Here is a 23,486-nt window from a genome sequence, read left to right as displayed (position 1 = left end):
TTGGTCGGGAGTTTTTTTGTGACTAATTGTCCACATACAAAATTTGGCAGATTCTTTGTCATATTCTTGTTATAAAATTTAAATTATGAATGAATATCAAGAATTGCCAGAAGAGCAAATAGATATTAACCAAGCGGATCCTGCAACGAAAGAGGCAAGAGAAGAACCATCTACGGAAGAGAATCAAAAATCTGTAGAAGATTTACTTTCCGAGGAAAAAGAGAAGTATGTAAGACTATATGCTGAATTTGAAAATTACAAAAAGCGAACTGCAAAGGAGAAACTCGAATTTTTCCAATTTGCTAATCAGGATATGATGGTTTCTATGCTCGCGATTTTGGATGATTTTGAGCGGGCACTAAAGGAGATCTCAAAAACTGACAATGAAGATCTGGTGAAGGGTGTAGAACTCATCTACCAAAAATTTAAAAATAAACTTACAGAAAAAGGCTTGCAGACAATGGAGGTAAAACCCGGGGATGATTTTGATGTGGAGCACCACGAAGCTATTACGCAAATTCCCGCCCCATCCGAAGAGTTGAAAGGCAAGATTGTAGATGTGGTAGAAACTGGCTACATCCTGAACGGTAGGGTAGTCCGTTTTGCGAAGGTAGTAATCGGGCAGTAATTTTTCTAAAACAGTGGGATGGCAAAAAGAGATTATTACGAAATTTTAGAAGTACCGAAAACTGCGACGGCCGAAGAGATAAAAAAAGCTTACCGGAAGCAGGCGGTAAGGTACCACCCGGATAAAAACCCAGGCGATGCCGTGGCAGAGGAAAAGTTTAAGGAGGCTGCGGAAGCCTATGAAATCCTCAGCGATCCAAATAAGCGTGCTCGCTATGATCAGTACGGCCATGCCGGCGTAGGTGGTGCAGGAGGCTTCGGCGGGGGCTTCGGCGGCGGTATGAGTATGGAAGATATTTTCAGCCAGTTTGGGGATATTTTCGGCGGGCATTTTGGTTTCGGTGGTGCTGGTGGTGGAAGGCCTCAGCAGGTGCGCGGCTCCAATTTGCGGGTACGCATCAAGCTTAATCTTGAGGAAATGATGGGTGGCGCGCAGAAAGTTATCAAAGTAAAACGCTTGAAAATGGCTGATGGGGCCACTTCCAAAACTTGCCCTGCTTGTGGTGGTTCGGGAGTTCAGCTCAAAGTTGTCAATACAATGTTCGGGCAGATGCAGAGCCAGCAGACTTGTGCTACTTGCCAGGGAGTAGGGAAAGTTGCTGATTATATCCCGGCGGGAGCGGATGCCCAAGGTCTTATTAAAGAAGATGAGGAAGTTACAATCAGCATACCGCCAGGTGCCCGGGAAGGGGTTCAGCTTAGCGTGCGAGGTAAAGGAAATGATGCGCCGTTTGGCGGTATTCCCGGCGATCTACTTGTTTTGATAGAAGAGGAGGAACACGAGAGTATTAAGCGGGAGGGGGATAATCTGCATCAGGAAGTTTACATCTCCTTTGCAGAGGCAGCTCTCGGAACTTCGAAGGAAATACCGACAGTGGGTGGAAAGGCGAAAGTAAAAATAGATCCTGGCACGCAGTCAGGAAAAATTCTCCGATTGAACGGGAAAGGCTTGCCAAGTTTGGAGAGCTATGGCAAAGGCGATATGTTTGTGCATATTAATGTATGGACGCCGCAGCACCTTACCCCCGAACAAAAAGAATTCTTCGAACGCCAGCTGAAAGAGGGCGAGATGAAGGCAGAACCCTCAGGAAAGGAGAGAACATTTTTCGATAAAGTAAAAGATTTATTCAGCTAAAACAAAATCCCGCAAACTTGCTGCGGGATTTTGTTATAATCCTTCAAAATGGCTAAGCTCCTCCCTTAGCCAGTCAGGAATGGTTTCAGATTTTTTTGTAGTCATATCGATATAGACATTTACATTTTTGCCGATAGCGTGCAGTACCTGCTCTCCATCTTTACCAGTACTCACGATCGCATATTCCATATCAAAACTTTTATTGGAAATGCCGGATACCCTGGTTTTTATTAACGGATCCTTGGTGAAGGGATTTATTTCTTTAAAATAATCGCACTCAATGTGGGCGATTACAAACATATGCTTAGTCCAGTCCCAGGATTTGCTCGCTGTATTCATATACTCACCTCTTGCGATTTGAAAATATTCAAAATACAGAACATTATTAATATGGCCCAGCGCATCCATATCATTCCAGCGAATGGGAACGGGCATAGAAAATTTAAAATTAGACAGGTCGGTAGATTGAGATGCCATAAATAATTTTTCGTAAAAATAAAAAAACCGCCTGAATTTCAAGCGGAATTTTTTACAAAATATTTAAATATATCAGTCTCTTTTTCTTTCAAGCACTTCATCTACCATACCCATTTCCTTTGCTTCCTGAGAGGTCATCCAATAATCACGGTCGGAGGCCTTTTCCACCCAATCGTAGCTTTGCCCAGAGTGTTGGGAGATGATTTCGTATAGTTCCTTTTTCAGCTTCAGCATTTCGCGCAAATTAATTTCCATATCCGAGGCTACACCCTGTGCCCCGCCAGAAGGCTGATGGATCATCACCCTTGAATGCTTCAGCGCGCTGCGTTTCCCTTTTTCGCCGGCTACCAGCAGAACGGCGCCCATCGAGGCTGCCATCCCGGTACAAATCGTCGCTACATCAGGCTTGATGATTTGCATCGTGTCATAAATGCCCAGCCCTGCATAAACGCTACCACCAGGCGAATTGATGTAAATCTGGATATCCTTCGCGGAATCCGCACTTTCAAGGAACAGAAGCTGCGCCGTCACAATATTTGCCACCTGATCATCAATACCCGTCCCCAGAAAGATGATGCGATCCATCATCAGGCGGGAAAATACATCCATCTGTGCCACATTCATCCGGCGCTCTTCAATAATGTAGGGCGTCAAATTCGTCGGGCCATACATTCCTAAATATTGGTCAGTCGCCAAACCGCTGTTGCCAAGATGCTTTACCGAGAAATCTCTAAACTCTTTTCTAATGTCCATTTGTCTAAAATCTGTTGCCTGTTCTGTCGCAAATTTTATTCCTAATCTATTTTATGTCATTTTGTCATAATATTCGATGGAGTTCAGCGTCCATCGTGCGGCGAAGCCCATTTAGCCTCATTATTTTTGAGTAAATATCCTCTTGATTTTCCGTCTCAGACGCAGATATGGAATTTTTAAGCTTTTCAATGAGCTCCAGTACGAAGGCTCTTTTGTGACGGATTAATACATCAGAGACAAGTTTTGGCACCACCTCGTTTTCTTTGCTGAAATAAATGTCGTATTTTTTCCAGTTGCTAGTTTCATAAGGCTCAATTAATGAATCCGCAACCTTTTCGCTAAGGCCTTCTTCCATCAGTGATAGAAAGAATTTCCCAGTTCTCAGCTCGCCATTTTCCACGCCTGCGGCTATTTCGCCGATAATTTTCTTGTTGAGTTCCGACTGAATTTCGTAGCCGTCTTCATCAAAGTGCGCCAGGATTTTTTCAATTACGGTAATCTGGAAACTCTCGCCGTTTTCATCTTTTTCGGTCAAAAGATAATCCCCGTATTTCAGCATCAGTTCCACCAGTTTTTCTTCAAGAATCAGCAATGGATTTACCGTTGGCGTTTCTGGAACGATTGCTAATTTTTCCGGTTTTTCATTTCTTGGCTGAGCTGTATTTTGCTGATTTTTAATGCTTTGCAATGCTTTCAGCTCATTGAATAATGCGCGCTCTGTAAGGTCGAATTTCTGCGCAACTTCCTTCAGGTAAATTTCCTGCTTTAGCGAATTTTTCACAAAAGCGATGGATTTCACGATGTCCCTTATCGCTGCCGCTTTTTTTATCGGGTCATCATTCGCTTCGCTCAGCAGAATTTCCGCCTTGAAATTGATAAAATCTTGCGCTGAGGAATTGATAAAATTTTCGACAAATTCTTGCGAATTCTTTTTTGCGAAAGAATCTGGGTCTTCGCCTTCAGGGAAGAGCAAAACGCGGATGTTCATCCCTTCGGAAAGTAGCATATCTATGCTTCGGAAGCTTGCTTTTATCCCGGCTTTATCACTGTCGAAAAGTATCGTTACATTTTCCGTGAGCCGCCTGATTAGCTTGATTTGCTCGGTTGTTAGGGATGTTCCGGAGCTTGCTACCACATTTTCAATTCCGGACTGATGCAACGAAACCACATCCATATAGCCTTCTACCAGAAGGCACAAATCCTGCCGGGAAATCGCCTGCTTGCTTTGGTTTAATCCATATAGAACATTGGATTTGTGGTAAATTTCCGTTTCCGGCGAATTGAGATATTTCGCAGTTTTGGTGTTATTTTTTAAGATTCTTGCACCGAAGCCTAAGACCCTTCCGCTGAAACTGTGGATTGGAAAAATCACCCTTTCCCGAAATCTGTCGATGCCGTTTTCATTGTAATCTGGAAAAATCGAAAGCCCGGATTTTTCGAGAATTTCTTTGGAATAGCCTTTGTTCAGGGCAAATTCCGTGAAGGCATTTTTCCGTTCCGGCGAATATCCCAGCTGAAATTTTCTGATGGTGGCATCGTTCAGGCCGCGCTCACGAAAATACGAAAGCCCTATGCTGCGGCCTTCTTCCGTATCGTGCATCTGGCTTTGGAAAAATTCGTTCGCCACTTCGTGAATTTTGTACAGCAAATCCCGGTTGGTTTGTGCCTGCCGTTCTTCGTCCGTCATTTCGCGGCGGTCTTCCTCCACCTCAATGCCGTATTTTTTCGCGGCGTAGCGCAGTGCTTCAGGATAGGTGAAATTTTCAATTTCCATCAGGAAGGAAATCGCCGTGCCGCCTTTTCCGGTGGAGAAATCTTTCCAGATTTGCTTGCTTGGCGAGACCACGAAGCTTGGCGTTTTCTCGTCCTGAAAAGGGCTCAGGCCTTTCAGGTTGGAGCCCGCCCTTTTCAGCTGCACATATTCACCCACGATTTCTTCCACACGAATCGCGCTGAAAATCTTATCAATCGTCTGCTTGGAAATCACGGGATAAATTTAGGAATTAAGGCTGAGATTTGGTTTTGTGGTTAGGAAGTTATTGTGCTGATGAAGGTTATGATGTTAGGAAGCTTGCCGAAGGGCAATCCTAAATCTAAAATCTAAATTCTAACTTTGCGGAATGAAATCCATTCAGATAAAGGCCGAGCCGTTTTTCGATTTACTGAAACAGAAAGACGCATCAATGTGGGAAATATTTTCACAAATGATTGAAAATGAAGAAGTTGAAATCATGTTTTTGGATAATGATGAGAAGATTCTCTTCACCTACATACTGCCAAACAATCCCGAAAAATTAGAAGCGGACCGAAAACTTTTCGCTGAAGAATTCGCACAAAAAATCGCCCAGCAGAACTGAGCGATTTTTCATATTTTTTGATAGTATTTTGATTAATTGCTAAATCTCTGAATTTCTTAATTCCTTAATTCTTTTTCGGCGGATAATTCGCCATAATTTCCGCTACAATTTGTGGAATTTCCTTCTGCTTGGATTTTGGCGAATCCACATTAATTCCCGAGCCAATGCCCTGCCAAACCAGCTTCTGAGTTTGCGCATCAATCATATCAATCACCAGGGCACCACGGTTATAAGAATTCGTCCAGGTTCTGCCGAAGCCCACGCCAAAACCGTACGGGTAGCCGTAGCCATACACACCGTAGTACGGTGCAGATTGCACATCGTTCACCAGTTTGTGGCTCGCCTTAATGTTGATAATCACATCAGGGTTTTCCGCCGGCATAAACCCTTTGGATTGCAGCTGGCGCGAAAGCTCGTTCAGCACCCGGTCCTTATCTATGTCATTGATGTTCAGGTCGTCTATCCGTAGTTTGTAGGATTTGTACTGGTTGAAATTCGCAGTTTGCGCATAATCTGAACGCACCTGGAAAGGGCTGCAGGAAGCCAGCAAAAGCGTGGCCGCAGCAATGATGAAGAGCAAGTATTTTTTCATAAGTTTAAATTATTGATTTTTCCGAAAACTGTCCGTTTTTTTGTCATATCCATAAGGGCAGTGCTTGCAGCCGCTTTTGCAGCAGTAGCCGCGTTTCAGGTGGTAGGCTTCCGTGAAAACCTTGTAGCCCTGCTCATTATAGTAAAAATCTTCACCTTCTTTGATTGGCAATTGTTTCATAGGTTAAAATTAGCAAAGAAAATTTAAATTTGCCTGATGATCATCGTGCTTACCAAAATTCTCAAAAACTCCCGGATCAACGGGATTACGCTGTTCCCGTTCATTTTCATCAAAAACCGTGCAGATTTGAGAAACGCCGTGCTCATCAACCACGAAAAAATTCACCTGAGACAGCAGGCAGAATTGCTCATCGTCCCGTTCTACATCTGGTATGTTCTGGAGTATTACTATCTCTGCTACAAGCTGAAAGACAACTACTTAGCCTACAAAAGCATCAGCTTTGAAAGGGAGGCTTTCGCCAAGGAAGATGATTTGAACTACCTGAATAAACGCAAAGTTTTTTCCTTCTGGAAATACCGGCTTTAGCGCAGCTTTTTGCGGAAGGGATGGCTTTCGGCAAGCGAAAAACGCTATATTTGCAAAGTTTTAGGCTATGAAAAGAAGGACGATAAAGGATCTGCTGCAGGATTACAAAAAGCAGCTGCACCACGAAGTTTCTGTGAGTGGATGGGTGCGCACTTTCCGCTCGAACCGCTTTATTGCGCTGAACGACGGCTCTACGATGGAGAATATCCAAATCGTGGTGGATTTTGAAGTCTTCGGCGAAGAGCTGATTAAGAACATCAAAACCGCATCTTCGCTGGAAATTTCCGGCGAACTGGTAGAAAGCCAGGGTGCTGGGCAAAGCGTGGAAATCCTGGCGAAAAAAATTAAAATCCTGGGAGATAATTTTTCGGAAGAGATGGAGAAAACCGTGCTCCAGCCGAAAAAGCACTCGCTGGAAATTCTGCGGGAGCAGGCTCATCTTCGCTTCCGCACCAATCTTTTCGGCGCAGTTTTCCGCGTGAGAAGCGCCATCAGCTTTGCCATTCATCAGTTCTTCCACCAGAACCATTTCTTCTACATCCATACCCCTTTGATTACAGGTGCAGATGCGGAAGGTGCGGGGGAAATGTTCCGCGTTACCAATTTTGATTTGGAAAATATTCCGCGGACTGAAAACGGCGAGATCGATTTTTCCGAAGATTTTTTCGGGAAGAAAACTTCGCTTACAGTGAGCGGTCAACTGAATGTGGAAACCGCAATGATGGGCCTTGGCAGGGTTTATACTTTTGGGCCTACTTTCCGTGCGGAAAATTCTAACACGGCAAGGCACCTTGCGGAATTCTGGATGGTAGAGCCGGAAGTTGCGTTCAATAATCTGGAGGATAATATTGATTTGGCGGAGGATTTCCTGAAATTCGTCATCAGGTATGTTCTGGAAAATTGCCGTGCGGATTTGGAATTTTTGGACAAGAGGTTTGCCGATGAACAAAAGCAGAAACCGGAAAAGGACAGGGCGAAGCAAGGCCTGATAGAAAAGCTGGAAAGTGTAACCAGCAAGCGTTTCCGCAGGGTTTCTTATACGGAAGCCATCGATATTTTGCTGAATTCTAAGGAGAATAAGAAAGGAAAATTCCAATTCCCGATTGAAAGCTGGGGTGCAGATTTGCAGAGCGAGCACGAAAGATTTTTGGTGGAAAAGCACTTCGAAAGCCCGGTGGTTCTGTTCGATTACCCGAAAGAAATCAAGGCATTTTATATGCGCCTGAACGAGGACGGAAAAACCGTGGCTGCTATGGATGTGCTGTTCCCAGGAATCGGCGAAATCATCGGAGGTTCCCAAAGGGAAGAGCGGCTGGAAATTTTGCAAAAGAAAATGCACGAAATGCAGGTGGACGAGGAGGAGCTGTGGTGGTACTTGGATACCAGAAAGTTCGGCTCTGTACCGCATTCCGGCTTCGGTCTTGGGCTGGAAAGGCTGGTGCTATTCGTAACGGGGATGAGCAACATCCGTGATGTAATTCCTTTCCCAAGAACACCAAAAAGTGCGGAATTTTAACAGAAGAAAAATTTACCGGAAATCTTCCGGGCGATAATACTGATGCTGAAACAAAATTTACAACTCAAACTCGGGCAGAAATTAGCGCCGCAGCAAATACAGCTGATGAAGCTGATACAGCTGCACACCCTGGAATTTGAGGAAGAACTCGAAAGAGAGCTGGAGGAAAATCCTGCGCTGGAAAAAGTGAGCGAGGACGAAGGGAAGGAAGAGAACTACGATGAACTGGGCGATGAATACGAGGACGAAGGCTCGGAAAGCATCGAGACAGATTTCGATGTGGATGAGTACCTTTTCGATGATGAGCCAAGCTACAAAACCGCATCAAGCAATTATTCGCCGGACGATGAGGAATACGATAATGAGAGCTTTCTGACGGAGGGCCAAACGATGTACGATTACCTGATAGAGCAAATCCGCTTGGTAAACATTGAGGACGAGGATTTGCAAATCGCGGAATATCTCATCGGGAACCTGGATAACGATGGCTATTTAAGGCGGGACATCAAGGCTGTGACGGACGATTTGGCGTTTTCGCAGGGCATCTACACCACGAAGGAAAAGGTGCAGGATATTCTGGAAAATTATGTCCAAAAACTGGATCCGCCTGGTGTAGGCGCAAGAAATCTGCAGGAATGCTTGCTGCTGCAAATCGAGAAAAAAGTGAGCGCAGATAAGGCTGTAACGCTGGCTGCCAACATTCTTCGCAACCAATTTGATGCGCTGACCAACAAGCATTACAACAAGATAATGCAGAAGTACGATGTGGACGAGGATGACCTTCGTGATGCGCTGGATGAGATTTCCAAACTATCGCCGAAAGTGGGCGGAAATTTTGATACTCAGACGATTACGATCAACCAGGAAATTATTCCGGACTTCGTGATTCAGGTGAAAGACGGCGAGGTAATTCCGCTGCTGAACAGTAAAAACGCACCTACCTTGCGAGTTTCTGAAGAGTATAAGGAAGTGCTGCAAACCTATTCTCACGACAAGAAATCGCCAGAACACAAGCAGGCCGCACTATTCATCAAGCAAAAGCTGGACGCTGCGAAATGGTACATAGATGCCATAAATCAGCGGCAAAATACGCTGATGCAGACGATAACTGCCATCGTGAAACTACAGAAGGAATACTTTCTGACCGGCGATGAAAAAACGCTGAAACCGATGATTCTGAAGGATGTAGCGGATATTACGGGTTTTGATATCTCTACGATTTCCCGTGTTGTGAAAAGTAAATATGCCGATACGCCGAACGGAATCCTTTATCTAAAAGATTTATTTTCCGATAGTTTGACGAATGATGACGGTGAGGAAGTTTCCACGAAGGAAATCAAGACGCACCTTCAGGAAGCCATAGACAATGAAAACAAGCGAAAGCCTTATACAGACGATGCTTTGGTGGCAATTCTGAAGGAGAAAGGTTTCAATATCGCACGGCGCACCATCGCAAAATACCGCGAGCAAATGAACATTCCTGTGGCAAGATTGCGGAAGGAATTGTAATTATGGATTTTTCAATATTTGAGCGAAAAAATTGCGAAATTCAATTTCAGGAAGTTCTGGCACTGAACGGTGTCAGAATTTTTATTAAAAGGGAAGACCAGGTTCATCCTCAGATTTCTGGGAACAAATTTTGGAAACTTTATTTCAACCTGAAAAACTACCTTGAAACAAAACCGGAAAATCCAATGGTGATTTCCTTTGGAGGTGCTTTTTCCAACCATATTTCTGCGCTCAGTTTTGCAGCGAAGAATTTGAGTATCAAAAGTTTAGGATTAATTCGTGGTGAAGAATTGTCAGCAAAATTTCAGGAAAATCCAACACTGAAATTTGCGGAAGAAAACGGAATGCAGCTCAGATTTGCCTCACGGGAAATTTACCGCCGCAAAGATATTTTATCCGAAAAACTTCAGCGTGAATTTCCAGATGCACTGATAATTCCGGAAGGCGGAACGAACGAAGCCGCAGTTTTGGGCGTGAAAATGATGCTGGATGAGCGGACGAAACATTTTGATTATCTTTGCTGTGCGGTAGGAACCGGCGGAACTTTAGCCGGCATTTCACGGTTTGCGGAAACGCATCAGAAGGTGCTGGGTTTTCCCGTGGTGAAGGACGATTCCTTGAAACGAAAAATAGCAGAACTTTCGGGCAGGGAAAACTTTAAAATGATTCCTGCAGATTTCGGCGGTTACGGTAAAATCAGCGATGAGGTGGTGAACTTTATTAACGATTTTTACCAAAGAACGAAAATTCCGCTGGAACCGGTTTACACTGGAAAAATGCTGCTGAAAATTTTCCAACTTGCGGAAGAAAATTATTTCCCGAAAGGCTCGGAAATTCTGGCGTTTCATACCGGCGGTTTGCAGGGAATTTCCGGTGCCAATGCCTTTCTGCAAAGGAAAAACCGACCGCAGATAAAATTTTGTCAATGAAAAAATTCTGTTTGGCGTCAGCGATTTTTTTTATGGCGCAGCTTTCGGCGCAAACCTGGAAAACCGAAGACCAGTACATCCAAAAATTCGCGCAGTTTGCCGTGGAAGAAATGGAAAAATACAAAATCCCGGCATCCATAAAACTGGCGCAAGGCCTCATAGAAACGGGCGGCGGACAAAGCAGGCTGGCACAGCAGGCCAACAATCATTTCGGGATAAAATGCAAAACGGAATGGACGGGCAGAACGATTTCGCACAATGATGATGCGCCGAATGAATGCTTCCGTGTGTATGACAGTGCGAGGCAATCTTACGAAGACCATTCCAAATTTCTTGCCGAAAGGCCTTATTACAAAGGGCTTTTTCTGCTGAATATGAAGGATTACAAAGCCTGGGCATACGGACTGAAAAAGGCTGGCTACGCCACAAATCCGCGGTATCCACAGATGCTGATTGACAAAATTGAGAAATACAGGCTTTACGAGTTTGACAATTATTCGGCGGAGGAAGTTTTTGCAGCGCTCGTTCAACGCTATCCAGAATTAAAAAACGATCAGGCTTTCATCGCACAAAATGAGCCGCCGAAACCAAAGCAGGAAGCCGTAACGCTGAAGGTGCCATACCAGCAGACTTCCTATGCCAAGCATCAGCAAACCGTGAAAGAAATGCGTGATGATAAGGCTTTGCTGAATTCTATCCTGGTGAAATCTCATCCGAACGGCGGCAAAAAATTCATCATCATTCCGGCAAAAACCGATGTGGGATTCATTGCCCAAAAATTTGGAATTCGGGAAGCTCAGTTGATGAAGTGGAACGAAATTACTTCAACGGAACTTGCTGAAAATGAGATACTTTTCCTCGAAGGAAAATCAGTTAAAGGCACTGTGCCAACTTATCAGGCGAAAAATGGCGATACGATGCACAGCATTTCGCAGAAATTTGGCGTGAAAGTTTCGAACCTTTACTCGCTGAACAGAATGAAACCTGGTGATCAGCCGAAAATTGGACAAATCATTTATCTTCAGAACCGCAAACCGCGTTCTTAACTTAAACAAAATCAATGCTTTACCAAAGAAGTTCTGCCTTGTTTAGCGAGGCTCAAAAGTATATTCCAGGCGGCGTGAATTCGCCAGTTCGTGCGTTCAAATCGGTGGGCGGTGTCCCAGTTTTTATGCAATCGGCAAAGGGTGCGTATCTGACAGATGCTGACGGACGGCAATACATCGACTACATCAATTCCTGGGGGCCAGCGATTTTAGGGCATACCCACCCGAAAGTTTTGGAGGATGTTCAGAAGCAGGCGGAGAACGGATTTTCCTTCGGAACGCCTACCGAACTGGAAACGGAAATCGCGAAACTTATCGTGGAAAATGTTCCGAACATCGATGAAATCCGGATGGTAAATTCCGGCACAGAAGCTTGTATGAGTGCGGTTCGTTTGGCGAGAGGTTTTACCGGTAGGGATAAAATCATCAAGTTTGAAGGCTGTTATCACGGGCATTCTGACGCATTTCTTATAAAGGCTGGAAGCGGTGCTGCAACTTTCGGAAATCCAAGTTCGCCCGGTGTTACTCAGGGAACGGCAATGGATACTCTGCTGGCGCAATTCAATGATATTGAGCAAGTTAGGGATTTATTCCGCCTGAACGAAGGTGAAATTGCTGCCGTGATCGTGGAGCCTGTGGCAGGAAATATGGGCTGCGTTTTGCCGGAAAATGATTTCCTGAAACACCTTCGGAAAATCTGCGATGAAAACGGCGCACTTTTAATTTTCGATGAGGTGATGACCGGCTTTCGTCTGGCTTTTGGCGGCGCTCAGGAAGTTTTCGGCGTGGGTGCAGATTTGGTAACTTACGGCAAAGTGATTGGCGGCGGTTTGCCTGTGGGTGCGTTTGCTGGCCGCCGTGAAATTATGGAGCATCTTGCGCCGAATGGTGGTGTGTATCAGGCAGGTACGCTCAGCGGAAATCCTTTGGCGATGCGTGCCGGACTTTCAACTTTGGAGCTGATAAAATCGGATGAAAAAATTTACAGCCGAATCAATAAAACGACTGAAACGCTGGACTTTGAAATCGGTAAAATACTGAATTCCAAAGGGATACAGCACCGCATTAATCGTAAAGGCTCGATGATGAGCATTTTCTTCCACATCAAATCTGTGGCGAATTTTGCGGAAGCTGCGGCAGCCAATCATCCGCTGTTCAACAACTTTTTCCATCAGCTTCTGGAGCAGGGCATCTACCTTCCGCCAAGCGGTTTTGAAACCTGGTTCATTTCCGATGCCATCAGGGAAGTTGAAATCGAGAAAACGCTGGAAGCTGTGCAGAAATTCGAGTATTAAAAGGCGCTAGAAAACAATTTAAGGAAATATGTCGCCAAAATAATCACCACATTTAGCACCGTTAAAACGGTGAGCGGTAATTTATAGGTATGCTTCCCATCAAAGTAAGCGATGACTGCTAAAATGCTGAAAATCAACATTGTATAAATTGCAGGCCAGGCTTGGAAGGCTTCGGAAAATTCGCCGTTCAGCAAAAGCCAAAATGAGCGCTGTGCGCCACAACCAGGGCAATCAAAACCGGTGATGGCTTTGATAAGGCAGGGAATCATAAACTCTTCTGCGGTCATTGCGTTTTTCTTGATGCAATTTTATGACTTTTTGCCTGAAAATTTACTGTTTATTAGCAACTGATTTTTGATAATTTTTTCGAATTAACATCGATTACAAACTTTCTGGAACTGGTTGTTGGAAAAAGGGAAAATGCAGCAGTAGCGTTTTGGGTAGGTGCGCTCTTCCACAATCTTTTTTTGTCTAATTATCTAATTCAGCAATGCAATACCTCTGGAAAAATTAGTGAGCTGCTCGCTATCCTCTATTATACCTGCTGAAATCAGTTCATCAAGAAATTGTTTATTTTTTAAATCTTCAAAAGTAATATCACTGTATTGCACAGAGATTTTCATATCTTCGAACAACTTATCTGCCTTTGGAAACCTCACTTTATCAAGTAATCTGCTTACCTCCCACCTCACTTCATTGCCATTCGTAAGCCTCCCGGAATTTATTACAAATGCCCTCAGTTCATCCTCAACTATAATTTTTGCTTTATTAATATTGTCGGTTATTTCTTGCAGGGATTCAAACTTGATTATTTCAAGCTTCCTCCTTAACTCATCAACTTTCTGATTGAATTTAAGTTTATCGGTTTTCTTCAGGATACTTTCCTCTCTTGATTTTACTTTTTTCAGCAACTGCTCGCGAAGCTTTTCTATATCTAATTTCAAAGCATCGATTTTTCTCAAAATATCAATGTTGTTCCCCTCGCTGAAAATTTCCAATTTTGTAGTAAGGCGCTCTTTCAATTCGATACTATTCACAGGCAAAATGCTGGAAGGTATAGTAATTTTACGATTTTCAATGTTTGCGCCTTCAAAACGCAGCCTCACATACTGGAACTGGTTGTTGTAGTATTCTACAATTCTTTTGAAATCGGGATGAAGCGGTGGGTTTTCGTGAAGATCCTTAAACACAAAATCTTTTTCCTCTTCTGTAATTTCCATAACTCCTGCCGTATTTTCGTTTAACAACTCCTTGGCATCTTCGAGATTTTTACTCTCTTCAATAATTGCATTGGCAAGCTCATTTTCAATATCTAAATTTAAATGGCTTTCTGCAAAAAAGTATTTTTTTAGTCGCACTACGCTCACAGGATCAATCTGTACTGCATTTATAGTTTTTTTTTCTGCATCAATGAGAGTTCTTGATTCAATAAATAGATAGTAGCCGACATCATCAGAAATGATGAAAGAAATACGGTTATTGTGGAGATTCTTTATTTCGAGACCTTCTTTCATTAACCTTTCCACGGAATCCTTATCGCCGTAACCGTTTCTAAAAGTTTCGGGATCGAAATCCATAAGAAGAGATATTTGCAATTCGTCTGAATTCTCAAATCTTAAATTTAGTATTGCTGTACTGATTTCCTGATGAAAAGACGGTAACGAAAGTAGGAGTTGCCTTTCGGTTCCGTATATTATTGAGATAATTTCAGATTCGCTGAGAGAATGGAAGTAGGGCATAAGGCAGTATTTTTAATTTCTCGGTTTTTATAAAAATAGTCAATTGCTAAATTAACTGAAATTATCATAGCCAAGTCAAATTTATTAGCTCTTTTTTGCAATAAATTTCTATCTTTGCAGGACTTTCGGAAAAGGGAATCGCGTGGAAATCGCGAGCTGTCCCCGCAACTGTAAATCACGATTGAGGATTTCTCAAAGTTTGCCGCAATTTTTTGCCACTGTTGTAAAATGGGAAGGCGCGGCAAAGTGAAAGCCAGGAGACCTTGCTGAAAGTGCTCTAATAAAAAAAGGTTTCGGTGGAAAGCCTGTGATTATGAACATCGGGAAACTGCATTTTTTCGCTGCGGCTTTGTTGCCTTGTGTTTCTGCTGCGCAGGAACGCATTATTGATACGGTGCAAATCATTGACCGTCAATTATTTAGCTCTGAAAAAACTCAGCGGCTTTTCAGGATTTCCGATGAAGAAATTTCTAGGAACGCTTCCAATCTTTCGGAAGTTTTAAGATTTCAGTCGCCGATTTACATCAAAGAAAATGGCAGAGGGATGAGTTCTTCGCCGTCATTTCGTGGGACTACAGCGCAACAAACGGCATTTCTGTGGAACGGCATCAGCATCAATTCCATTTTTCTTGGGCAGGGCGATATTAACAATCTCGGGCTTTTGAGTTTTGATAATCTGGCGGTGAAACCTGGTGGCGGCAGCGTGATTTACGGTAGCGGTGCAATTGGCGGCACCGTTCATCTCAACAATGTTTTGAAGTACGATGAAGGCTGGGTGGGCAAGCTTTTCCTGGAATACGGCTCATTTTCTACATTGAATTCTCTGGCGAAAATCAGTTTCGGTGATGAAGATTTCAGCGTGAATTTTTCGGCGGCGTACAATGAAAGTGCGAATGACTATGAGGTGCCGGAAAAGCGTTTCGTGATGCGGAATGCAGCGTATCGTAATACAAGTTTTGACTTTGGTGCTGGGAAAAAATTGGGAGGCTTTAATGAGGTCTTCTGGCAGACTCATTTTTTTGATGGTGAGCAGAATTTCCCGTTGCCTTCGGAAACATCGACGCCGACGAAATATGAAACCTATAATTTCCGCACAATGCTGGGCTGGAATTTTAGAAACAGAAAATTCACAAATCAGTTAGCAACGGCCTTTCTGGAAGAAAACTTCGATTATTTTTCGGATTCTACTCAACCGAAAACCAGCGGCGGAAAAGGGAAAACTTATCTGATAAAAGATGATTTTAATTTTCTTTTGACAAAAAAAATGGCATTAAGTTTTTTGGGCGAATTCCGGAAAACCGAGGGTGAAGGTTTTAGTTCTGGAATTTCAAATCCGCAAAGAAATTCGGGAAATATTGCGTTTTTGATAAAATGGAATTCTCTGCAAAATCTTTATTGGGAAGCAGGCGTAAAGAAAGAATGGGTGCAGCAACTTGAAACACCGTTGCTTTATTCATCGGGATTGCGATGGAAAGCTGCAGATTTCTATACGGTGAAAATTAATGCTTCAAAAAACTTTCGCTACCCAACTTTCAATGATCTGTATTGGCAGCCCGGCGGAAATTTAGACCTGAAATCCGAAATTGCTCATCAGGCTGAGATACCCAATGAATTCCGGTTCGGAAATTTTGAAATTTCGGCAACGCCATATTATATGGACATCCGGAATTTGATACAATGGGTGCCAACTTCGGTGGGATATTGGTCGCCGCAAAATGTTTTCCGGGTAAAATCTTTCGGCTTGGAATCTCAAGTTTTTTATCACCAAAGTATTGATAATCATTACTTTAAAACCTCGGTGATTTATTCTTACACCAATTCGAAAAATAAGGAAACGGGAAGGCAACTGACCTATGTTCCCAAGCATAAGGCTACCGGAAATCTGGATTATTCCTACAAAAATTTCGGGATGTTTCTACAGGGAATGTTTAATGGATTAACTTTTACAACCACCGATGAAAGCAGGGAAGAAGCGATTAATCCTTACTTTGTGATGAATTTAGGTGGCTTTGTGAAATTGATAAAAAAATACCAGTTTTGTTTTAAAATCCATAATTTAACAAATCAAGTTTATCAGTCCGTAAGCGAATATTATTTACCAAAAAGAAATTACAGTATTAATCTTAACTTAACTTTTTAAAAATCAATAAATTATGAACACAAACAAAATTCTGAAGTGGGTATTTGCTGCAAGTTTGGCAGTGACGGTTTCCTGTTCCGATGACAATGATCCAATCGTTCCGAAAGGCGCTTACGAAAACGGAATTCTGGTGGTGAATGAAGGGAATTTCGGCAAAGGAAATTCTTCCGTTTCGTTTCTGGATAGCAACGGAAAAATTTCCAACGACATTTACTCCGCGGAAAATAATGGCGAGAAAATCGGTGATATCCTCCAATCCATCAGCTTTAGCGGCGATGATGCTTATTTTGTGGTGAATAATTCCAACAAGATTAATGTGGTGAACCGCTACACTTTAAAGAAGAAAACGGAAATTAAAAATGAGATGAAACAGCCGAGGTATGCGGCCTTTTCTAATAAGAATTTGTATGTAACAAGCAATGGCTATAATTCCACGAGTTTCGTTTACATATATAATAAAAATGACCACGCTTTTTTGAAGAAAATTGAATTTCCAAGGTATGCAGAAAAAATTGCGGAAGCCGGTGGAAATATTTTCGTGCAGACCGATGGCATCGCTTATTCGCCGACAACCTGGCAGCCTGTAGCTACAGGGCACACGATTTCGCGCATCAATGCCAATAGCAATGCGGTGGACAAGACGATTGAGCTGACTGACACTGGGATTATCCGGGATATGATTTCTGCGAGCGGTGCACTGTATGTGCTGAGCTCCGATAGTTCGGGAAGTTTCGTGTACCGCATCAACGGGCAAAGTGCGGCGTTTGAGAAAATTTCGCTGGGAATTCCGAACGCCCAGGATTTGGCTGCTGACGGCGGAAAACTCTACATCCGTGCGAGCGAAAAAGTTTACAATATGCCGCTGCAATCGAATACGGCGCCTTCTTCAAGCGTGAGCATCCCTGCACAGTCGGTGTACGGTTTCAATGTGATTGACGGGAAAATCTACATTGCATCGTCCACCTTCACGGAAAATTCCACGGTGTATGTGTATGATTTGGCTGGAAAGGAAATTCTTCAAACCAAGGCTGGAATGGGTGCTAATGGCTTTTATAAGAATTAAAAGCTGATAAACTTAGGCTTAAAATTTCCCTGCCGCTATATTTAGTTTGCAGGGATTTTTTAACTTTGTATCCAAATGAATACGAAATGTTCATAATTGAGAAAACAGCTGAGTTTGACCGCTGGTTTCGGAAGCTGAAGGATTTAACTGCAAAAGCAAAAATTTTGTTCAGAATACAGAAGCTGGAGAATGAAGGACATTTCGGTGACTGCAAACCTGTGGGCAACGGAATTAGTGAAATGCGCATCAATTTTGCAAAAGGCTATAGGGTTTATTTCAGAGAAACCAGTGGAAAGATTATTATTTTGCTAATTGGTGGTGATAAATCAAGTCAGCAAAAAGATGTTGAGAAAGCCAAGAAAATTTGGGAAAAAATTAAAAAATAGTATGGAAGTTTCAAGATTTGACATTGCGGATTATCTGGACAGCAATGAAATGATTGCTGAATATCTGAATGTAGTTCTGGAAGAAGGTGAGGATTCCGATGTTGTAATCGCTATTGGAAATGTGGCGAAAGCTATCGGAATGACGAAGATTGCGGAAGAAACCGGTATGAGCAGACCGAGTTTATACAAGGCTTTTTCTGACGGTGCAAAACCGCAGTTTTCTACCGTGATGAAAGTGCTGAAAGCAGTTGGCGGACAGATAAAAGTGGAACCGATTACCGCTTGATTTATTGTTTCAAAACCAGCCCGATTTTCTCCGCTTCTTCGACGACGAATTTTGTGGCGGCGGGTTTTTCGTTGGGAATCTCGCCTTCAAGTATGGCTTCCTTCACCTTCTCTTTCAGGATGCCAATTTCCTTTGATGGCGGTATGCCGAACATTGCCATAATTTCTTCGCCGGAAACTGGCGGCTGAAAATTCCGGATTTGGTCGCGCTCTTCCACCTCGCGGATTTTTTCCAGCACATAGTCGAAATTTTTTCGGTAGCGTTTCTGCTTCGCCGCATTTTTCGTAGTGATGTCGCTTTTACAAAGGGTGAACAGGCTCTCCAAATCTTCGCCGGCATCGAAAACAAGCCTGCGCACCGCAGAATCCGTAACGCCGTCATCCACCAGGGCAATAGGCCTGGCGTGCATTTTTACCATTTTTTCCACGAACTTCAGCTCGTTTCCCATCGGTAATTTCAGTCGGCGGAAAATTTTCTTGACATACTTTGAGCCCTGAAATTCGTGGCCGTGAAAGGTCCAGCCGGTGCCTTCCACAAATTTTTTCGTCCAGGCTTTACCGATGTCGTGAAGCAAGGCAGCCCACCTAAGCCACAGATTTTCAGTGTGTTGCGAAATGTTATCCACCACTTCCAAAGTGTGGTAGAAATTATCTTTGTGCGAATGGCCTTCCACATATTCCACGCCTTTCAGAGCGGTAAGTTCTGGCAGGATGATTTGCAGAAGCCCGGTTTCTTCCATCAGTTTCAGGCCTTTTGATGGTTTTTCGCTCATCAGAATTTTGTGAAATTCCACCATAATTCTTTCCATCGAAACAATCCTGATGCGCTCGGCTTCTTCGGAAATTGCCCGAAGAGAATTTTCCTCAATTTCAAAATCCAAAGTGCTGGCAAAGCGGATGGCACGCATCATTCTCAGCGGGTCATCGCTGTAGGTTTGCTTCGGCTCCAAAGGCGTTCGGATGATTTTCCGCTCCAGATCCTGAAGTCCGCCAAAAGGGTCAATCAGCTCGCCGAAATCATTTTGGTTTAAGGAAATCGCCATCGCATTCACGGTGAAATCGCGGCGTTTTTGGTCGTCTTCCAAAGTGCCTGCCTGCACGCTGGGATTTCTGGAATCTTCGGAATAGCTTTCCTTCCTGGCGCCCACAAATTCCAGCTCCAAATTCTGGTGGCGAAACATCGCGGTGCCGTAGGTTTTGAATACGGCAACTTTGGCATTTGGGTTAATGCCTTTCGCCACGGCGTTTGCCAAAGCTATGCCGCTCTGCTCCGTTACGAAATCAATATCAGTGGGCGCTTTGCGCTTCATCAGCAAATCCCGCACGAAACCGCCCACGATGAAAACGGACATCCCTTCTTCCGCTGCCACCTGGGAAATCTGCTTGAAAAGCCGGAAGTTTTTATTCTGCGCAAGGCTGATTTTCATTAAAAATCTTCGTTTAATCTGCAAAGATACGCATTACGGTAGGCACGAAAAATTTTTCAGGTATGGATAAACACTGCAGAGTTTTTATCTTTGCATACTCGATTTATGCGAAAATCAGCAGTATTAGCAATTGCGGCATTTATACCAGCCTGCTTTTTTTCTCAGGAAATTCCACGGGATACCCTGAGCGTACCTGTGCGTGATTCCCTCTATCAGAAGATTGAGGATTTTTCAGAAAGGAACAAAACTTCCAGATTCTTTTATAAATTACTATTCCGGAATGTATCCGATAAGAAAGGAGCAAAGGACCTTATTCCGGAAAATCCTGAATTGTTCCGAGGGAAGCACATCCGGAAGATTAACATAGAAACAAACGACCCGCTCGGCTTCGGCATTCCCGATGAAAATCAGCGCTGGTACGACCGATTGGGAAACCGCCTGCATGTGAAAACCCGTCCGGGTACGGTACGCAACTATCTGCTCTTCCGCCCTGGTGACGAGTACAGCCAGCAGGCACTCTACGAATCGGAGCGCTTGCTCCGTGCCACCCGTTTTGTACACCGGGTATCCATCCGCGCTGTGGACAGCACTGCGACGCGCGATTCGGTGGATGTAAATATCAGCCTGCGCGACAGCTGGAGCCTCCGCCCGATGGGCAGCGCGTCCGGAAGCAAAATCGGGTTCGGGCTGGAGGAGATGAATTTCCTCGGTCTCGGGCACGAGCTATCTGTCTACTACCGCAGGAATTTTAAGGAAAAAGAAGATTTCACAAGGACATATTATAAGGCTAATAATCTCTTCGGTACTTTTGTGAATTCAACAGCTTTCTGGGAGAGGGATATGGATGAAAATGAGTATGCCTACCTCTATGCTGGGAGAAATTTTATCTCCCCGCTGATGCGCTGGGCTGGCGGGGGCGGGCTTTATTTTTACAATTACTTTAAACGCATCCCTCCAGACTACCAAACGGCGCCGGAAAATATGCCGCTGGAGCCCATAAAATTCCACGCGCAGGAAGTCTGGGCCGGTTATCAGTTCCGCCTTTTTGCCCAGAATTCCAATACCGTGCGCAGCAACATCACGCTGGCGGCGCGCTTCCGCAATATGGCCTATGTAGATACGCCCGAAGAGTGGCTGGATCCGGAGGCGTATTTCAGTTCGCACCAGCTATACCTTGCGTCGGTAGGCTATACGCGCAGGAAATATCAGGTGTCTAAGAATATTTTTAATTTTAATCTTCCGGAAGATTTGCCATACGGATTGAAATATTCTGTGACAGCAGGCGCGATGAATGTAAAGGGCGGTAAGCTATTGCCCTATTTCGGCGGAGATCTAGGCTACGGCGCGCTGCTGGACTGGGGGATGCTGAATCAGAGGCTGCAGTATGGCACCTTTCTGCGAGATGGCGAAATGCACCGATCCACCTTCCGCTGGGACGGCACATTCTTCACGCCACTCAGGGATTACGGTAAGCTCAACCTGCGGCACTTTTTCTCGCATACCCTCGTGATGGGGGATAGGCGCAGCGCCACGCTTGCCGACCGCCTGAACATCAACAACCGGGAGGAATTTCCCAACTTCGATGAAGCCGTGGTGGGGCTGGATAAGCTGCTGCTGCGCTACCAGGCGCAGGTATTTATCAATAAACCTTGGAAAAATTTTTACCTGAATCCTTACTTCAACGCGACTCTGGGATTCCTTGGCACAGATAAAAATCTATTCAAAAACCCGCCTAACTATAAATTTGCGGTGGGGATATTGCTGTACAACCCATATCTTGCCTTCAACCGCTTCCAGCTATCGCTGGCGTATTATCCTCGCAGGCCGTTTGAGGAAAAAGGGGATTTCAGGTTCAACGGCTACCGGAATTATTACATCCCGCTGAACACATTTGAAATCAATGCGCCAAGCATCGTGCGCTACAGCGATATGCCGTACGGGTACTGATTGATAATTGGTAAACGATAATGGATAATTGATTTTCTCTTAGGTTATTACCTATTTTCCATCACAAATCTTTACTCCCTCAGCACCTTCACTTTGCCATCCTGCCAAATCTGTATAACGGATGAGCCGCTGTATTGCGAAATCTTGTCGTGATGCTCCGGCACAATATAGTCCACCGCGTTTTTTATTTCATCGGAAATATCCGCAAACTTCATTGGCGATTTTTGTCCGCTAAGGTTTGCCGATGTGGAAACCAAGGGTCTGTTCAGTTTGGAAATCAGTTTTTTACATAAATCATCCTTCGTTAATCGTATGCCGATGCTGCCGTCTTCCGCAAGGATTTCCTTGGGTAAATTTCGTGCCGCTTCGTAAACGAAGGTTACAGGTTTTTCGGAAAGGTCGATAATCTGCCACGCCATTTCAGGCACATCCACCAAATCCTGCAGGCGTCTTTCGCTTTCCACAAGGATAATCATCGCCTTGCTTTGCTCGCGCTTTTTTATGTCGAAAATTTTCGCAATCGCTTCAGGATTCGTGGCATCGCAGCCAATGCCCCACACCGTATCGGTAGGGTAGAGGATCGTGCCGCCGGACTTTAATACGCTGATGCTTTCGTCCACTTTTTTTAGGATTGATGATATTGATAATTGATAGAGCGGCTCAATCAGTTAAAGCCTATTTTGTTGCAAAATTACTCGCTAAATTTCCATACTCAGCCGTCTCCACACCTCATCCTTCAGCGCTTCGATGCCTTCGCCTGTAACTGCGGAAAAGAACAGCGGCTTTTGGTTTTCGGGAAATTCCCTAGCGATTTCAATTTTCAAATCGTCGTCCAGCAGATCAGCTTTGGAAACCGAAAGGATAAATTCCTTGTCCAGAAGTTCGGGATTGTACTTTCTCAGCTCGTTTTCCAGAATTTTAAATTCGTTCCAATGATTATCGGAATCCGCAGGAATGAGGAAAAGCAAAATCGAGTTCCGCTCAATATGCCGCAAAAATCGGTGTCCCAGGCCTTTGCCTTCCGCCGCACCCTCGATGATTCCGGGAATATCTGCCATTACGAAGGAGCGGTAGTTGCGGTAATTCACAATGCCGAGATTTGGCGTGAGCGTAGTGAAAGCATAATCTGCAATCTTCGGTTTTGCCGCAGAAACTGCCGCCAGAAGTGTAGATTTCCCTGCGTTCGGAAAGCCCACCAAACCCACATCTGCAAGCACTTTCAGCTCGAAGGTTACATAGCCCTCTTCACCTGGTGTTCCAGGCTGTGCGTAGCGCGGTGTCTGGTTTGTAGCCGATTTGAAGTGCTCGTTTCCAAGACCGCCCAAACCACCTTTCTTTACCACAATTTCCTGCCCGTGCTCCAGAATTTCACCGATGATTTCGCCCTCCTCATCCTTCGCAATCGTCCCAATCGGCACCTCGATGAAAACATCCTGTCCGGCAGCACCGGTCAGCTGATTTTTGCCACCGTTCTCACCTCTGCCAGCCTTCAGGTGCCTCGTATAGCGCAGCGGCAGCAGCGTCCATTCGTGCGAATTTCCCTTCATAATGATGTTGCCTCCTCTGCCGCCATCACCACCATCTGGCCCGCCTTTCGGGATGTACTTTTCCCTGCGGAGATGCGCCGAGCCTGCGCCGCCGTGGCCTGCCGCACAATGGATTTTCACATGATCTACAAAGTTGTTCACGGAGTAAAATTGAAAGATTTAGAGATTTA

24 protein-coding genes and 1 riboswitch are annotated in these 23,486 nt (G+C 44.3%); of the genes, 14 read left to right on the top strand and 10 right to left on the bottom strand.

The window, feature by feature from the left end; all coding sequences use genetic code 11:
- Positions 1–85 precede the first annotated feature (85 nt).
- Positions 86–628: a nucleotide exchange factor GrpE gene (locus tag BUB43_RS09250; protein ID WP_073180455.1), complete on the top strand. Its 543-nt coding sequence runs from the start codon at positions 86–88 to the stop codon at positions 626–628.
- An 18-nt stretch (positions 629–646) separates the two neighbouring features.
- Complete coding sequence (gene dnaJ / locus BUB43_RS09245; protein ID WP_073180453.1) at positions 647–1,762, top strand: molecular chaperone DnaJ; 1,116 nt, start codon at positions 647–649, stop codon at positions 1,760–1,762.
- A 33-nt stretch (positions 1,763–1,795) separates the two neighbouring features.
- Here dnaJ and BUB43_RS09240 read toward each other — a convergent pair whose 3' ends face one another.
- The 3 genes from BUB43_RS09240 to dnaG all read right to left on the bottom strand — a co-directional run bounded on the left by BUB43_RS09240 (position 1,796) and on the right by dnaG (position 4,979).
- Positions 1,796–2,197 carry an acyl-CoA thioesterase gene (locus BUB43_RS09240; protein WP_260200737.1) on the bottom strand — a complete coding sequence of 134 codons (402 nt, stop codon included), beginning with the start codon at positions 2,195–2,197 and terminating at the stop codon, positions 1,796–1,798.
- A 114-nt stretch (positions 2,198–2,311) separates the two neighbouring features.
- Entirely contained in the window at positions 2,312–2,992 is a 681-nt protein-coding gene (gene clpP / locus BUB43_RS09235; protein WP_073180451.1) for an ATP-dependent Clp endopeptidase proteolytic subunit ClpP, read from the bottom strand.
- Positions 2,993–3,056: 64 nt separating this feature from the next.
- Entirely contained in the window at positions 3,057–4,979 is a 1,923-nt protein-coding gene (gene dnaG, locus BUB43_RS09230) for a DNA primase (protein WP_073180449.1), read from the bottom strand.
- A gap of 133 nt (positions 4,980–5,112) precedes the next feature.
- On the opposite strand from dnaG, the gene BUB43_RS09225 reads away from it, so the two are divergent.
- Entirely contained in the window at positions 5,113–5,349 is a 237-nt protein-coding gene (locus tag BUB43_RS09225; protein WP_073180447.1) for a hypothetical protein, read from the top strand.
- Positions 5,350–5,413: 64 nt separating this feature from the next.
- On the opposite strand, the gene BUB43_RS09220 is transcribed toward BUB43_RS09225, so the two are convergent.
- Both BUB43_RS09220 and BUB43_RS11280 read right to left on the bottom strand, forming a co-directional pair.
- Positions 5,414–5,941: a DUF4136 domain-containing protein gene (locus tag BUB43_RS09220; RefSeq protein ID WP_073180445.1), complete on the bottom strand. Its 528-nt coding sequence runs from the start codon at positions 5,939–5,941 to the stop codon at positions 5,414–5,416.
- A 9-nt stretch (positions 5,942–5,950) separates the two neighbouring features.
- Positions 5,951–6,121 carry a C1orf53 family protein gene (locus tag BUB43_RS11280; RefSeq protein ID WP_159430240.1) on the bottom strand — a complete coding sequence of 57 codons (171 nt, stop codon included), beginning with the start codon at positions 6,119–6,121 and terminating at the stop codon, positions 5,951–5,953.
- A gap of 36 nt (positions 6,122–6,157) precedes the next feature.
- Between BUB43_RS11280 and BUB43_RS09215 the strand changes: the two genes are divergently transcribed.
- The 6 genes from BUB43_RS09215 (at position 6,158) to hemL (ending at position 12,782) form a co-directional block, all read left to right on the top strand.
- A complete protein-coding gene (locus BUB43_RS09215; protein ID WP_073180443.1) occupies positions 6,158–6,487 on the top strand; it encodes a hypothetical protein in 330 nt (109 codons plus the stop codon).
- Positions 6,488–6,554: 67 nt separating this feature from the next.
- Positions 6,555–8,003: an asparagine--tRNA ligase gene (gene asnS / locus BUB43_RS09210; RefSeq protein ID WP_073180441.1), complete on the top strand. Its 1,449-nt coding sequence runs from the start codon at positions 6,555–6,557 to the stop codon at positions 8,001–8,003.
- 42 nt (positions 8,004–8,045) lie between these two features.
- The gene (rpoN, locus tag BUB43_RS09205; RefSeq protein WP_073180439.1) at positions 8,046–9,512 is read left to right on the top strand and encodes an RNA polymerase factor sigma-54; all 1,467 of its coding nucleotides are present in this window, start codon (positions 8,046–8,048) and stop codon (positions 9,510–9,512) included.
- 2 nt (positions 9,513–9,514) lie between these two features.
- Positions 9,515–10,441 carry a 1-aminocyclopropane-1-carboxylate deaminase/D-cysteine desulfhydrase gene (locus BUB43_RS09200; protein WP_073180438.1) on the top strand — a complete coding sequence of 309 codons (927 nt, stop codon included), beginning with the start codon at positions 9,515–9,517 and terminating at the stop codon, positions 10,439–10,441.
- Positions 10,438–11,487: a glucosaminidase domain-containing protein gene (locus BUB43_RS09195; protein WP_073180436.1), complete on the top strand. Its 1,050-nt coding sequence runs from the start codon at positions 10,438–10,440 to the stop codon at positions 11,485–11,487. The genes BUB43_RS09200 and BUB43_RS09195 overlap by 4 nt, the downstream gene beginning before the upstream one ends.
- Before the next feature lie 14 nt (positions 11,488–11,501).
- On the top strand, positions 11,502–12,782 hold the full coding sequence (gene hemL, locus BUB43_RS09190; protein WP_073180434.1) for a glutamate-1-semialdehyde 2,1-aminomutase: 1,281 nt from the start codon (positions 11,502–11,504) through the stop codon (positions 12,780–12,782).
- Here hemL and BUB43_RS09185 read toward each other — a convergent pair.
- Together BUB43_RS09185 and BUB43_RS09180 are read right to left on the bottom strand one after the other, a co-directional pair.
- Positions 12,779–13,069, bottom strand: coding sequence for a DUF2752 domain-containing protein (locus BUB43_RS09185; protein WP_073180432.1), 291 nt, complete (start codon positions 13,067–13,069; stop codon positions 12,779–12,781). The two genes, hemL and BUB43_RS09185, sit on opposite strands and share 4 nt — an antisense overlap.
- Positions 13,070–13,261: 192 nt before the next feature.
- The gene (locus tag BUB43_RS09180) at positions 13,262–14,521 is read right to left on the bottom strand and encodes a hypothetical protein (protein WP_143154087.1); all 1,260 of its coding nucleotides are present in this window, start codon (positions 14,519–14,521) and stop codon (positions 13,262–13,264) included.
- A 79-nt stretch (positions 14,522–14,600) separates the two neighbouring features.
- Positions 14,601–14,805, top strand: a riboswitch (cobalamin riboswitch).
- A gap of 29 nt (positions 14,806–14,834) precedes the next feature.
- On the opposite strand from BUB43_RS09180, the gene BUB43_RS09175 reads away from it, so the two are divergent.
- The 4 genes from BUB43_RS09175 to BUB43_RS09160 all read left to right on the top strand — a co-directional run bounded on the left by BUB43_RS09175 (position 14,835) and on the right by BUB43_RS09160 (position 18,396).
- Positions 14,835–16,661 (top strand): TonB-dependent receptor plug domain-containing protein, encoded by a 1,827-nt coding sequence (locus BUB43_RS09175; RefSeq protein ID WP_083541261.1) that lies wholly within the window; start codon positions 14,835–14,837, stop codon positions 16,659–16,661.
- 13 nt (positions 16,662–16,674) lie between these two features.
- Entirely contained in the window at positions 16,675–17,724 is a 1,050-nt protein-coding gene (locus tag BUB43_RS09170) for a YncE family protein (protein ID WP_073180428.1), read from the top strand.
- Between the two features lie 86 nt (positions 17,725–17,810).
- Positions 17,811–18,110 (top strand): type II toxin-antitoxin system RelE/ParE family toxin, encoded by a 300-nt coding sequence (locus tag BUB43_RS09165; protein ID WP_073180426.1) that lies wholly within the window; start codon positions 17,811–17,813, stop codon positions 18,108–18,110.
- Position 18,111: 1 nt separating this feature from the next.
- A complete protein-coding gene (locus tag BUB43_RS09160; protein ID WP_073180424.1) occupies positions 18,112–18,396 on the top strand; it encodes an addiction module antidote protein in 285 nt (94 codons plus the stop codon).
- Position 18,397: 1 nt separating this feature from the next.
- Here the strand turns inward: BUB43_RS09160 and BUB43_RS09155 are convergent, their stop codons facing one another.
- Positions 18,398–19,822, bottom strand: a complete 1,425-nt coding sequence (locus BUB43_RS09155; protein ID WP_073180422.1) for a CCA tRNA nucleotidyltransferase — start codon at positions 19,820–19,822, stop codon at positions 18,398–18,400.
- Between the two features lie 105 nt (positions 19,823–19,927).
- Here BUB43_RS09155 and BUB43_RS09150 point away from each other — a divergent pair, with 105 nt between their 5' ends.
- On the top strand, positions 19,928–21,769 hold the full coding sequence (locus BUB43_RS09150; protein WP_073180421.1) for a hypothetical protein: 1,842 nt from the start codon (positions 19,928–19,930) through the stop codon (positions 21,767–21,769).
- A gap of 71 nt (positions 21,770–21,840) precedes the next feature.
- Here the strand turns inward: BUB43_RS09150 and BUB43_RS09145 are convergent, their stop codons facing one another.
- Complete coding sequence (locus BUB43_RS09145) at positions 21,841–22,389, bottom strand: L-threonylcarbamoyladenylate synthase (RefSeq protein WP_073180419.1); 549 nt, start codon at positions 22,387–22,389, stop codon at positions 21,841–21,843.
- A 78-nt stretch (positions 22,390–22,467) separates the two neighbouring features.
- A complete protein-coding gene (obgE, locus tag BUB43_RS09140) occupies positions 22,468–23,457 on the bottom strand; it encodes a GTPase ObgE (protein WP_073180417.1) in 990 nt (329 codons plus the stop codon).
- Between the last annotated feature and the right edge of the window lie 29 nt (positions 23,458–23,486).

The organism is Cruoricaptor ignavus (assembly GCF_900141665.1).
GTDB classification, from domain to species: domain Bacteria; phylum Bacteroidota; class Bacteroidia; order Flavobacteriales; family Weeksellaceae; genus Cruoricaptor; species Cruoricaptor ignavus.
Note: the sequence above shows the minus strand (reverse complement) of the source record. Positions and strands in the feature narration are given on the sequence as shown.